We start from the raw sequence: 12,097 nt of genomic DNA on the forward strand, positions 1-12,097 counted from the left end.
GAATTGATTTTGCCCGGGCTGACGGCGCGAGCGTGAGATGACGGCCGACTTCCTTTGGACCTGCCGCGCGGGGTTCGAGAGCGACCTGGCCGAGGAGGTTTCGGGGAAGGTGCTCGCGCCGGCGCTGGCGCGGGGGAGGGCGCCAAGGGACCGATTGCCGACCTTCGGGCGGCAAGGGCTGCCGATCCAGGCGGAGGTCGCGCCGACGGCCGAGGACTGCCTTCCGATCGTGAAGCAGCGGCTGGGAGAAGGGGCCTTCGGGTTTCACGTCTGGGTGCCCGACAGCGACGCTGGGAACGCGCTCACCGGGCTCGCCGACCAGCTCGGGCGTGAGCTGCGTGCCGGGCTCGGTGACGCCGGCGCGCGCGAGCGCCGCGCGGACCAGCTGGCCGCATCGGATCCGCTCGTGCAGATCGCGGTCACGAGTCGGGAACGGGCGTTCATCGGCGCGCTGCCCGTGAGCGAAGTGGCCTCGACCTGGCCCGGCGGGCGCGCCCGCATGAAGCTGCCGGCGGGTGCGCCGTCCCGGGCCACCGCGAAGCTCTTGGAGGCGCTCTCGTGGATCGGCATCGCTCCGGGGCCGGGAGAGGTGTGCGTCGATCTCGGCGCGGCGCCCGGCGGCTGGACCTTCGTGCTGCTCGCGAAGAGGGCGCGGGTCATCGCCGTCGATCGCGCCGCCATGGCGCCAGCCATCGCCCGAGACCGGCGCCTGCGTCACGTGCGCGACAACGCCTTCGAGTTCCGGCCGGACGAGCCGGTGGATTGGCTGTTCTGCGACATGGTGCACAAGCCCACGGAGGTCGCGCGGCTGATCGCGCGCTGGGGACGCGAAGGGCTCGCGCGCCTGGTCGTCTCGAACCTGAAGCTGCCGATGAAGAAGCGCGTGCCGGTCGTCGCGGAAGCCCGTCGCATCGTCCAGGCCGGCGGCTGGAAAGACCTGCGGACGCGGCAGCTCTACCACGATCGCGACGAGATCACGCTGTTTGCCCACGCCTGACTCAGCCCTTGGGCCCGGCGCGGTGCTTTGCTAGGACTCTGAGCCCCATGCCCGAACCGCGTCTCCACAACGTCATGATCATCGGCTCCGGCCCCGCCGGCCTCACCGCGTCCATCTACGCCGCGCGCGCGAACCTGAAGCCGTATTGCGTCGAAGGCTTCAACGCCGGCGGCTTGATCCCCGGCGGGCAGCTCATGTTCACCACGGACGTCGAGAACTACCCGGGCTTCCCCCACGGCGTGACCGGGCAAGAGATGATGGCGAAGTTCCGCGAGCAGGCGGAGCGCCAGGGCACCGAGATCGAGACAGCCGACGTACAGAAGGTCGACTTCTCCGAGCGGCCCTTCAAGGTCTGGGTCGGGGAGGACGAGAACGTGCTTCACCTGGCCAAGACGGTGATCATCGCTACCGGTGCTCGCGCCAACTACGTTGGCCTCCCTAACGAAGAGAAGCTCAAGAACAAGGGCGTGAGCGCGTGCGCGGTGTGCGACGGCGCGCTCTTCCGCAACCAGGACGTGGCCGTGGTGGGCGGGGGCGACACCGCGATGGAGGAGGCGAGCTACCTTGCCGGCCTGTGCTCGCGTGTGACGCTGATCCACCGGCGCGACGAGTTCCGTGCCTCCAAGGCCATGCAGCAGCGCGTGACCGCGAATCCGAAGATCGAGATCCTCTACAGCCACGTCGTGGAAGACGTGCTCGACGTCTCGCAGGACAAGGTCACAGGAATTCGGGTCAAGAACCTGAAAGACGGCGCGAGCCGCACCGTGGACGTCGGCGCTCTGTTCGTCGCCATCGGCCACACCCCGCTCACGGACCTGTTCAAGGGACAGCTGGAGCTGCACCCGAACGGCTACCTGAAGGTCGAGCCGGGCAGCACGCGGACCAGCACGCCGGGCGTCTTCGCAGCCGGTGACGTGGCGGACTGGGTGTATCGGCAGGCCGTGACGGCGGCCGGGACGGGCTGCATGGCGGCGCTGGACGCCGAGCGGTTCCTGCAAGCGAACGACCATTGAGCGTCCCCTCCGACGACCCCCGCGAGGAGCTGCGCGCGCTGACCCAAGCGCTCCGGGCTCACGCCGAGTGGCAAGCGGTCACCGGTGCCACGGGCCTGCCGGCGGCGACCCCGGAGCTCGACGCCGAGCGACGGCCGCCGGACCCGGGCCCGGTCGTACCCTCGCTCGCACCCGAGCTCGGAGCTCCTGCGCCCGCCTCCGAGCCTCGGCGGCAGCCGTCGGCAGCCGCGGTCGCGCTGCCGGCACCGGTCACGGATCCCGCCGAGCGCAAGCGGCAGCTCGAGCTGATCGCTTCGGAGGTGCGCGAGTGCGTCGCTTGCGGCTTGCACAGCGCGCGCACGCAGACCGTGTTCGCGCGGGGTACGGGCAGTGCGGGCCTCTGCTTCGTGGGAGAGGGGCCGGGCGCCGACGAGGACGCGCAGGGTGAGCCCTTCGTCGGCGCGGCGGGGCAGCTGCTCGACAAAATGATCGAAGCGATGGGGTTGTCGCGAGACGAGGTCTACGTGGCCAACATCGTCAAGTGTCGGCCCCCGAAGAACCGCAAGCCCGAGCCGGACGAGATGGCGCAGTGTCTGCCGTACCTCGAACGCCAGCTCGCCATCTTGAGCCCGGAGGTGATCGTGGCGCTCGGCGCGACGGCCGTGCAGGGACTGCTCGGCACCAGCGAGGGCATCACGCGCCTGCGCGGCAAGTGGAAGCTCTACAAGGGCCGCATCGCGGTCATGCCCACGTTCCACCCGGCCTACCTCCTGCGCACGCCTTCGGCGAAGCGCGAGGTGTGGGCCGACCTGCAAGCGGTGCTACGCCAGATGGGGCGACAGCCTCCGCCGCCGAAGAAGGCGTGAGTTGGCGTCGCTCGTCGAGCGCCTCCCGGGCAAGACGCTGGGCCGCGTGGTCCGAGCCGTCCTCGTCGTGATCGGCCTCGCGCCCCTCGCAACGCCCTTTCTCGAACAGCTCCCGCTGCTGCGCTACCTGGCGATCCCCTTCAACGCCTGGTTCGAGTTTCAGTGCCACCGCGAGCTCGGGCGCTCCTTCGAGATTCTCGGGCACACGCTCCCGGTGTGCTCGCGCTGCTTCGGCATCTACGCCGGCCTGGGCCTGGGCGCGCTGGTCCTGCGCCCGCGCCTGGACGTGTGGCCGCTGCGCATCTGGGTCGGCGTGGCGGCCGTCGCGATGATCCTGGACGTCGTCACGGAGAACCTGGGCATGCGCCCGCCCTCCGGCTGGGTCCGCTTCGTGACCGGGACGTTGCTCGCCTACCCGGTCGGCGCGGCGCTGGTGCTCACCGCGCGCGGCGACGCCGACGCTACGTCTTGAAGGTCGATGCGTCCACCAGCACGGGACGCGCGTCCGCGGCCAGCGGGTTCGGCAGACCGATGCACCAGAAGTCGACGGCGCTGCCGTCGGCGCGCACGCGCAGCCGAAGAAAATGCTTGAAGCCCGGGTGGTCGAGGGCCGTGAAGGCCTGGGTGTGCTCGAAGCCGAGGCGAGTCAGGAGCGCCAGGTAGGCGCCGAAGACGAAAGCGCCGCCGAACACCGCCCCGAGCAAGCTGCCCGAGATCAGGAGCGTCCGCGACACGGGCAGCTCGGCCAGCGCCGCCAGCGTCCTGAGCAGCTGCGCTGCGCCCACGGGCAGGAGCGCCGTGGCGGAGCCGGCCAGCAACGCCGGCAGGAGCACTCGCGAGCCGTGACGGCGCAGCCCGCCGATCAGCGCATAGACCAGCGTCGTGACCAGCACCACGACGGCCGGCGCGACCCAGCGCGTACCGAGCCAGGTGAACGCGGCGATGCCCAGGCCGAACGCCGGCGCGAACAACGCGAGCAGGATCAGGTGCGGCAAGAACCCGGACCGTCCGACGGCGATCTTCCAGGGGACCTGCCAGAGCAGCGCCGCGCTCTGGCGTGCGTCGGGCCACTCGACATCCGGCGTGATGCGAGCCCGCTTGTCGATGGGGGCGGGGTGCAGGAACGCGCCGCCGCCCCCGGCGATGACGTGCAGAGCCTGCCCCTGCTGGAAACGCTCGTAGTGGTGAACGTCGCCGGAGAGCAAGAACGCCGGCTTGGCCTCCGTGTCGAGGCCCAGGGCGCGGATCATCGCCGTGCCGGTGCGGCTCGGCGTTCCGAAGTGGTAGACTGGGTCCGGCAGCGCGACCCAGGGCGTGACCTGCGCGTTCTGCCCGAGCCAGCCGGTGAGGAAGCGCGTCTGTCGCCCGTCGAGGTCACGCAGCTGACGATCGACCCCGAGCAGGTGAAGCGTCGGCGTGAGCGGCAGCACGAAGTAGCTCGCGCCCTGGATGGCGGTGTAGCCCTTCAGCACCAGACTCTTCGGTTTCTCCACCTTCCCGCCGCGCAGGAACTCCTTGGCCCACTCGGCGTAGTGCTCCAGCATGCGCTGCGAGATGCCGAGCATGCTCGGGCGCGTGTCGTCGTCTTCGGCGTGGCGGCGGAACAGGCGCGCGAAGCCGTCGAGCCCGTCGTACCAGTCGTGGTTGCCCGGAATGCCGAGCAGCACGCGGGACCGGTCGTCGTCCAGGTCGTCGAGCACTTGGTTGAAGGGCACCAGCACGCGATTGGCGATTTCGGTGGCGGTGGCCACCGGATAGGCGGTGTCGCCGCCGAAGATCAGCACGTCACCGCGCGGGCCCTCCAAGTGCTCGCCGGGGTGCTCGGGGTCCGGGAGCTCGTAGTCGCTGAACACCAGGCGCGCCATCGCGCGGCTCACCGAGACGTCGTCGCCAGTGTCCGCCAAGTAGTCGATCCAGACGTCCCGGCCCAGGGTCTCACACAGGGAAGCGCCGGTTGGCGTGGCACCGAGCGCGAGGGCCGCCCGGTCCGCCAGCGCAAACGGCGGGTCGGGCGTCATCCAGTCCCGCGAGTCGATGTCCTCGGTGGCGATGGCGCTGGAGACGAAGTGGCGGAGGTGCCCCCAGAACGAGCGCACCCCGAACCAGACCACGCCCCGGGGGCGCTCGTGCCCGCGCACGAAGCGGGTGATCGGCCGAGCGAGCTCGAAGCGCTCAGGGCGGAGGAGGGTCTCTGCCACGCCCCTCTTCACTCCGGCTTCGGGTGACTCACCGCCGAGGCGTCGTACATCAGGCGGATCTGGCTCGCGTAGCGCTCGCGGATGCGCTCGCGGCGCGGCTTGAGCGTCTCGGTCAGCTCGCCGTCGGCGACGCTGAGCTCGCGCTCCAAAATGGCGAATTTCCGCACCTGTTCGAAGCGCGACAGACGCCGGTTGACGTCGTCGACGTCGAGCTGGATCAGCGCTCTGAGCTCTGGGTCGCGGGAGAGCGACGCGGGATCGGTGCCGCGACGGTGATCCGCTGCCCAGCGCTTCACCGTGCTCATGTCCAGGGTCAAGAGCGCCACCAAGTAGCGCTCTCGGTCCCCGAGCACGACCGCCTGGCTGAGCCACGGAGACTGGCAGAGCAGACGCTCCAGGGCCTGCGGCGCCACGTTCGAGCCGCCAGCAGTCACGATTAGGTCCTTCTTGCGATCGACGATGCTGAGGAAGCCGTCGGCGTCGAGCCTGCCGATGTCCCCGGTGTGCAACCAGCCGTCGGCGTCGATGACCTCCGCCGTCGCCTCGGGTTGTCCGAAGAAGCCGCGCATCAAGGTCGGCCCGCGGAGCAAGACTTCGCCGTCCTTCTCGACGCGGGTCTCGACGCCGTCGAGCGGCACTCCGACCGTGCCGAAGCGATAGCGGTCGAGGCGGTTCACGTGGCTACAGCCGGAGGCTTCGGTCAGGCCGTAGCCTTCGAGCACCAGGATGCCCATGGCGTGGAACCACTCGGCCAGCTCCTTGGAGAGCGGCGCGCCCCCGCTCACCGCGAAGGCCAAGCGCCCTCCGAAGCGCTCGCGAACCTTGGAGAGCGCGATCTTGTCGGCGTAGCGCAGGCGCGCGGCCAGGAGGCCCGAAGGCGTATCGCCGCGCTGCCTGAGGCGCGAGGTCTGAAGCCCGATGCCCACGGCCCAGCGCCAGAGCCGCTCCTTCACCGCGCCCTCTGCGCCGGCATTCTCGGTCGCGACCGTGAACACCTTCTCGAACAGGCGCGGCACGGAGGCGAAGAAGGTCGGTCGCACCTCCATGAAGCTCTCGATCACCCGGTGCATGCCCTCGGCGAAGGCGGTGCGCGCACCGGCCGCGACACAGCCAAAGAGCACGATGCGCGCCAGTATGTGTGCCAACGGCAGGAACAGGAGCTGCTCGTCGCCCGGGCCCACCGCCACGGCCCGGAGCAGACCCTGCACCTCGGCCAAGAGGGCGCCGTGCGTGAGCATCGCGCCCCGCGGCACGCCGGTCGTGCCGGAGGTGTAGACGATCGTGGCCAGGTCGTCCGGGCCCAGCGCCGCACGCCGCTCGTCGAAGCGCCGGCTCGGCTCGGTCTCGCTCCCGAGCGCGGTGGCGTCGCGCAGGGCGTCGAGCCAGCGGCGCACCGGCAGCGGCGCCGCACTCTTGCGTTCGATGGGCTCGAAGGGGGCGGCCGTATCGAGCACCACCACGCCCTCGAGCGTGACGTTCGTCAGGGCCGCCCGGGAGAGCGCTTCGAGCCCGGCGGCGGTTTCGACGAATGCGCGCCGGGCTCCGCTGTTCTCGAGAATCAGCGCGATCTGCTCGGCGGTCGCCGTCGGGTACACGGGGACCGTGACGGCGCCGGCTCCCAGGACGCCGAAGTCGATGATGCCCCACTCTTCGCGCGTGCTCGACATGAGGAGCACGCGATCCCCTCTCTGGACGCCGCTCTCGATCAGGCTGATGGAGAGCGCTCGGCTCGCGTCTCGCCACTCGCGCCAGCTCTCACCGCTCCAGCGCCCGGCCTTCTTGCTCCTGAGCGCTAGGGCATCGCCGCTCTCTGCCGCGCGATGCTCGAGCAGGTCTTGCAGGTGTCTGGCGGCCATGCCCGCCGGTTCACAGCCCGAAGACGTAACCCAGGCTCGGCTCGATGACCTGACCGCTGGTCGGCAGCATCTGCATGATGTTCAGGTTGAGCTGGAATCCGCTGTTCGGGCTCAACGCGTAGACGATGCCGCCGTTCAGGCCGACGAAGCTCTGGCCGAGCTTCTTGAAAGCGTCGAGGTTGCGGGCCTGCCCCTGGGCGTTGGGCTGGTTCTGCATGCACTGGGCGTAGCTCGGGTTCGTGGACGGGTTCTTGCAGTCGCGGATCGTCACGGGGAGCTTGGCGTCCACTTGGGCCACGCCGCCGCCGGCGCCGATGTACGGCCGGAGGCCCTTCTTGGCGAAGACGTCCTTGCCGAGCCAATACTGGACGCGGAGCTCGCCGTGCCATGGCAAGAACTTCACGTTCTTGTCCTTGCCCGCAGCGGGGCCCCCGTTGAAGGCGAAGCCGGCGCGAGCGCCCAGCGTGATGTTGGTTCCGAGCACGCGGTCGAAGGAGACCAGCAAGCGCGCAGTGGCGGGCGCCATGCCGGTGCTGATCTTGTTGGCGACGCCGGGCTGCGGGTCGTCGCTGTACTGATTCTCCGTGCCCTCCTCGAAGCAGGCGAAGCCCTCGTCGGCCTGGCTGGTCTTCGAGCACACGTCGTCACCGCCCACGATGGCCAGGTCGTAGGCCGCGTGGAAGCCGAGCCAGTTCTTCTTGAACGGCCCGCTCGGCCCGCTCGAGTCGCACTTGCCGCCGGAGCACTTGGCGCCGCTCGGGCAGTCGGCATCGAGGTCGCAGGTCTGCCCCTGCTCGCAGGTGCCGTTCGTGCAGGACAGGCCCGACTGGCACTCGTCCGAGGAGGCGCAGCTCGAGCCCCAGCCCTTGGTACCGCCGCCGCCCTTCTTGCAACCGGGGAAGTCGGGGGGGCACTCTTCCTGCTCCGCGCAGCGCGCCGGCGGATCCTTGTCTGGGAAAGCGGGCGCGTCCTGATCGGTCTGCGCGACTACGGCGAGCTCGACCGGCTTGCCCTTGCTGCCGTAGGTGTCGACGGTCTCACCCGAGGCGTCCTGCGCGCGGATGTAGAAGCGGAGGGTGCCCGCGAGCTGCGTGGCGGAGCAGGGGATCTCCGCCTGGAAAGCGTCGCCCTTCTTGCTCATCTTGAGCGTCTTCCACTGGTCGCCGCCGAACTCCTTGTACTTGACCTCGGCCTTGGTGGCCTCCTCCTCGGTCGTACAAGAAATGGGGATGGCGCGCCGGGTCTGCACCTCGGTGATCTTCGGCTCGCACTCCATCTCGCCGACGGCGCCTTCGCCCTTGGGAGGCTTCTTGCCACCCTCGCCGCCTTCGCCCTTGCCAGCCTCGCCGCCGCTGCCGCCCGTCCCCGCCGCCGCGCCGCCGCCTTGCACCTCGGTGAAGGCCTTCTTCGTCTCGGGAGTGGCGAGCGCTTCGTCCAGCGTGACCTTGGCGTCTGCGGCGACCGCCTTCTGGAAAGCCTCCTTGGCGCCCTTCAGGTCGTTCTTGCCGCTGCCGCGCACGATGCCGACGTACATCCAGGCCTTGGCGATGACCGCTGGGCTGCACTTGTCGCCGCAGGCGTTGATGGTGCCCGTCAGCGTGGCCTCGGCCTTGTCGAACTCCGTTGCCAGGTAGTGGGTGTTGATCGCCTCGTCGATCTTCTTCGTCGCTGCCGCGTCCCGCGGTGCCGCGGAGGCGGTGGCTGCGGCGAACGCCACGAGGGCTGCGGTGAGGAGCTTCAGGAGCGGTCGGCGATACACGGGGCTGTTCTCTCCGTAAGGGTGGTCGTGGGTCGTTCGAAGCTTTCGGCCGTCGGGGGCCACCCCCGGAGGTTCGCCGACGCCCCGATCAGCTCAATCAATTCCCCTGGGTCTTCGGGCAGCCTTCCTTGGCTCCCTCGGTGCGTACGAACTGAACGCGGCGGTTCAGCGCCATGTTCTGCTCGGAGTTGTTCGGGACCAGGGGGCGCTCGAAGCCGTAGCCGTGCGAAGTCAGGCGGCTGGCCGGGGTGCCGTGCGACACCAGGTACTTCATGACGCTCGCCGCGCGCTTGTCGCTCAGGGTCTTGTTGTACTTCGCGCTGCCACGGTTGTCGGTGTGACCTTGGACCTCGATCTTGATGTCGGGGTTCTTGTTCAGCACGTCGACGACGGCATCGAGGACTCCGAAGCTCTCCTTGCGGATCACGGCCTTGTTGTACTCGAAGTGGATCTGCTGGGTGATCTTCACCTCGCAGTCCGTGACGACCACCAACGCCGGTTTCGCCGGGCAGCCGAGCGGCTCCTGAGTCGCCGAGCCGATCTCGTTCGGGCACTGGTCTTTCAGATCGAGGACGGTGTCCTTGTCGTTGTCCGGATCCGGGCAGCCGTCCTCGTCCTCGTAGCCGTCGGGATCCTCCGGCTCGTTGGGGCACTTGTCCTTAGCGTCGAGGATGCCGTCGAGGTCGTTGTCCACATCCGGGCAGCCGTCGTCGTCGAGGTACTGGTCCTTGTCCTCTGGCTCGAGCACGCAGGAGTCGATGGAGTCCGTCAGCCCGTCGCCGTCCGTGTCCGGATCGTCGGGGCAGCCGTCTTCGTCCTTGAATCCGTTGAAATTCTCTGGCTCGTCCGGGCAGGCATCCTCCGGATCGAGGAAGCCGTCGCCGTCGCGGTCACCCGGCGCGGGCTTGGGCTTCGCCTTCATCTCGACGAAGCCGCGTTCCGCGCAATACTGCGGCGGCGAGAGGAACACCGCCGCGTGGGCGTTCGGCTCGGCGATCCACAGGTGCCGCTTGGCGTTGGAGATGAAGCCCTGATCGAGCTCCATGGCGGCGAACTTCAGGTGGCTCTGCGCCGTCGCCAGCTCGCGCGGAGCACAGCGGACGGCGCCGTTGCGCTCCGCCTGTTCGGCGACCTTGCTCAAGCCCTCGATTTGTCCGCGGAGCTTCGGTCCGTTGGCGCAGGCCGCGAACGAGAGCGCCGGCACCAAGACGACGAGCGCCCAGGCGAGAACGCGCTTCATCGGCCACCTCCGCGGTGCGCGTCGCGCGACAGGCGGACGGCTTTGTCCGCGTACTCTTCTGCGATCTCGGCGAGGTTGGATGCGTCGCTGTAGTCCGCCGACGCCGCTTCCTCCTGCGCCTTCTCCAGGTGCTGCTGGGCGTAGAAGTACTCGTACGGCGCGAGCTTCTCCGCGCCGAGCTCGCGCGCTTCTTCGAGTCGGCTCGCCGCGGAGTTCGCCTGGAACACGTAGAGCGTGTGCCCGCAGCCGCCGAGCGCGAAGCCGAGCCCCATCACCGTGAGCGCGAATGGAACACGAAGGATCCCTCGCGCGCTGCCCCGACCGAAGCTCAGTTCCCTGGTCATCCGTTGCCCTCGGCTCGACAGCCGAAATTCGCTACGGGGACGCTACCAACCGACGGATTCCCCCGTCAATAAGCCCCTGCGTCCGAGCCTCGATCGCGCTGCCTCGCGCTGATTGCCGAAACCTTCCAGCTGCCCCTCGCGGTACGGCAATTGCCGTCTCCCGGCGGGGGAGCGGGCGTGCGCGAGCCCAGGATGCCCTCGCCGCGACGCAGGCGCTCCCGCGCGGAGAAACGGGCCAGCCGAAGTGGGCGGACGGGGCGCCGACCGAGCCGAGCCGACCCGGCTCCGGCCCGGTCTCAGATCTTACGAAACACGCCGATGACCTTGCCGAGCAGCATGGTCGGCTTGAAATCGCTGGCGCGGACCAGAATCGGAGCCATCTGGGCGTTCGCGGGCTGGAAGCGGACGTAGTCGCGCTCCGGGTAGTAGTACTTCACCGTGGCTTCGTCGCCGATGAGCGCGACCACGATCTCTCCCCGGTCGGCCGTGGCCTGCTTCTTCACGAAGATGTAGTCGCCGCTGAAGATGCCCGCGTCGATCATGCTGTCGCCGGCCACTTTCAGGCCGAAAACGTCCTTTCCGCCGCGCACCAGCATCTTGTCGATGCGCACGTTGTCGATGACGTTCTCCTCGGCCAAGAGCGGGGCGCCCGCAGCGACCCGGCCGACGACGGGGACATCCACCATGTCGTCGGAGGCAGACGGCACGCTCTTGAGCTTCGGGTCCTCGACCAGCTTGAGCGCCCGGCTCTTCATGTCCTCGCGGCGCAAGTATCCCTTGCGCTCGAGGGCACGGAGGTGATCGTTGACCCCGTTGGTCGACTTGATCCCCATGTGCTCCCCGATCTCGCGGAGGGTCGGCGGATATCCGCGCTCGTTGATCGAGTGGCGGATGAAGGCCAACGTCTGCTCTTGGCGCTTCGTGAGTCCTTGCATGATGAGCCAAGGCTACTGAACGGCCGTGCGGGCGTCAAATGTCCTACACAGTTTTCCCACATGGGCTCGAAAACCCAAGGATTTCTTGGCAGGGCAGGGGGGTCCCTCGGGTCGCGGATGAACGGTGCAGGCTGCGCGCCCGGCACCGAGCGGGCGCGCAGGGCACTCCGGATGTCGCTGCGCGTGTGCTCAGACTCGATTTTCGGCGCACTCCCGCGCCCCGCGTTCGCAGCCGTGCCCTGGCGTCGTCGTGGTCGTCATCGAGAAGCACTCCGGCGACGCCACGCGAAAGCTCCCACCTGACGGGGGGAATGCGCCGGCCTCGCCTGCCTTCTCGTGGGTCTCGGTCTCAGCGGCGGATTGCGATCTGCTCGTGCCAAGGCACGAAAGTCTCCCTAGAACTTCCCGCTCACCGACAGGAAGGTGAGCTTGTCCGTGGTCTCCCTCAGCCGACTGACCAGCATGCGGACGACGCTCCACAGGACCTCGTAGGCCAGATCCTTGTGCAAAAAGAGCAGGTCGTCGAAGCCGTCCTTGGGGATGGCCAGGAGCCGGCAGCGCTCGTGGACGCGGGCGTCCGCCGAGCGGGGCGACTCGTCGAGCAGCGCCATCTCACCGAATACCTCGCCGGGTCCGAGCACGGCGAGCGCTTCCTCGCCCATGCCTGGCACCTCGCGGCTGATGCGCACCTTGCCCTCGAGGATCAGGTACAGCTTGTCGCCGGCGTCCCCGTGCTGGAAGATCTTGGTGCCCGAGTTGTGGCGTTCTTCGGTCGCCACCTTCGCGATCAGCTCCAGCGCCTGGGGCTTCAGGCCGGAAAATAGCGCCACTTTGCGCAATTGCTCGACCCGCTCGACGCTCACGAGCCTCGCACTCTAAATCAACGCCCCGAGACCGGCCACTTCGGCGA

The 12,097-nt window shown here is 68.9% G+C and carries 11 protein-coding genes; 4 read left to right on the top strand and 7 right to left on the bottom strand.

Going from position 1 to position 12,097, the window contains the following annotated elements; genetic code table 11:
- Nucleotides 1-37 precede the first annotated feature (37 nt).
- The 4 genes from rlmM to HS104_40500 are packed head-to-tail and all read left to right on the top strand — an operon-like array spanning nucleotide 38 to nucleotide 3,327.
- The gene (gene rlmM / locus HS104_40485) at nucleotides 38-997 is read left to right on the top strand and encodes a 23S rRNA (cytidine(2498)-2'-O)-methyltransferase RlmM (protein ID MBE7486235.1); all 960 of its coding nucleotides are present in this window, start codon (nucleotides 38-40) and stop codon (nucleotides 995-997) included.
- A gap of 47 nt (nucleotides 998-1,044) precedes the next feature.
- A complete protein-coding gene (gene trxB / locus HS104_40490; GenBank protein ID MBE7486236.1) occupies nucleotides 1,045-2,010 on the top strand; it encodes a thioredoxin-disulfide reductase in 966 nt (321 codons plus the stop codon).
- Nucleotides 2,007-2,855 carry a uracil-DNA glycosylase gene (locus tag HS104_40495; protein MBE7486237.1) on the top strand — a complete coding sequence of 283 codons (849 nt, stop codon included), beginning with the start codon at nucleotides 2,007-2,009 and terminating at the stop codon, nucleotides 2,853-2,855. Before trxB ends, HS104_40495 begins: the two co-directional genes overlap by 4 nt.
- Nucleotide 2,856: 1 nt before the next feature.
- Complete coding sequence (locus HS104_40500; GenBank protein MBE7486238.1) at nucleotides 2,857-3,327, top strand: DUF2085 domain-containing protein; 471 nt, start codon at nucleotides 2,857-2,859, stop codon at nucleotides 3,325-3,327.
- Here HS104_40500 and HS104_40505 read toward each other — a convergent pair.
- From HS104_40505 to HS104_40535, 7 genes are all read right to left on the bottom strand, one after another.
- On the bottom strand, nucleotides 3,317-5,053 hold the full coding sequence (locus tag HS104_40505; protein ID MBE7486239.1) for a hypothetical protein: 1,737 nt from the start codon (nucleotides 5,051-5,053) through the stop codon (nucleotides 3,317-3,319). The genes HS104_40500 and HS104_40505 overlap by 11 nt on opposite strands.
- A gap of 8 nt (nucleotides 5,054-5,061) precedes the next feature.
- Nucleotides 5,062-6,909: a long-chain fatty acid--CoA ligase gene (locus HS104_40510; GenBank protein MBE7486240.1), complete on the bottom strand. Its 1,848-nt coding sequence runs from the start codon at nucleotides 6,907-6,909 to the stop codon at nucleotides 5,062-5,064.
- A 10-nt stretch (nucleotides 6,910-6,919) separates the two neighbouring features.
- Nucleotides 6,920-8,668 carry a hypothetical protein gene (locus tag HS104_40515; GenBank protein ID MBE7486241.1) on the bottom strand — a complete coding sequence of 583 codons (1,749 nt, stop codon included), beginning with the start codon at nucleotides 8,666-8,668 and terminating at the stop codon, nucleotides 6,920-6,922.
- 97 nt (nucleotides 8,669-8,765) lie between these two features.
- Nucleotides 8,766-9,908 (bottom strand): OmpA family protein, encoded by a 1,143-nt coding sequence (locus HS104_40520; protein ID MBE7486242.1) that lies wholly within the window; start codon nucleotides 9,906-9,908, stop codon nucleotides 8,766-8,768.
- Complete coding sequence (locus HS104_40525) at nucleotides 9,905-10,180, bottom strand: DUF4398 domain-containing protein (GenBank protein ID MBE7486243.1); 276 nt, start codon at nucleotides 10,178-10,180, stop codon at nucleotides 9,905-9,907. The genes HS104_40520 and HS104_40525 overlap by 4 nt, the downstream gene beginning before the upstream one ends.
- A gap of 368 nt (nucleotides 10,181-10,548) precedes the next feature.
- A complete protein-coding gene (gene lexA, locus HS104_40530; GenBank protein MBE7486244.1) occupies nucleotides 10,549-11,187 on the bottom strand; it encodes a transcriptional repressor LexA in 639 nt (212 codons plus the stop codon).
- Nucleotides 11,188-11,582: 395 nt separating this feature from the next.
- Complete coding sequence (locus HS104_40535; GenBank protein ID MBE7486245.1) at nucleotides 11,583-12,050, bottom strand: cyclic nucleotide-binding domain-containing protein; 468 nt, start codon at nucleotides 12,048-12,050, stop codon at nucleotides 11,583-11,585.
- Nucleotides 12,051-12,097: the final 47 nt, after the last annotated feature.

The sequence above is a fragment of the Polyangiaceae bacterium genome (assembly GCA_015075635.1).
In the GTDB taxonomy this organism is placed as follows: Bacteria; Myxococcota_A; Polyangia; order Polyangiales; family Polyangiaceae; genus JADJKB01.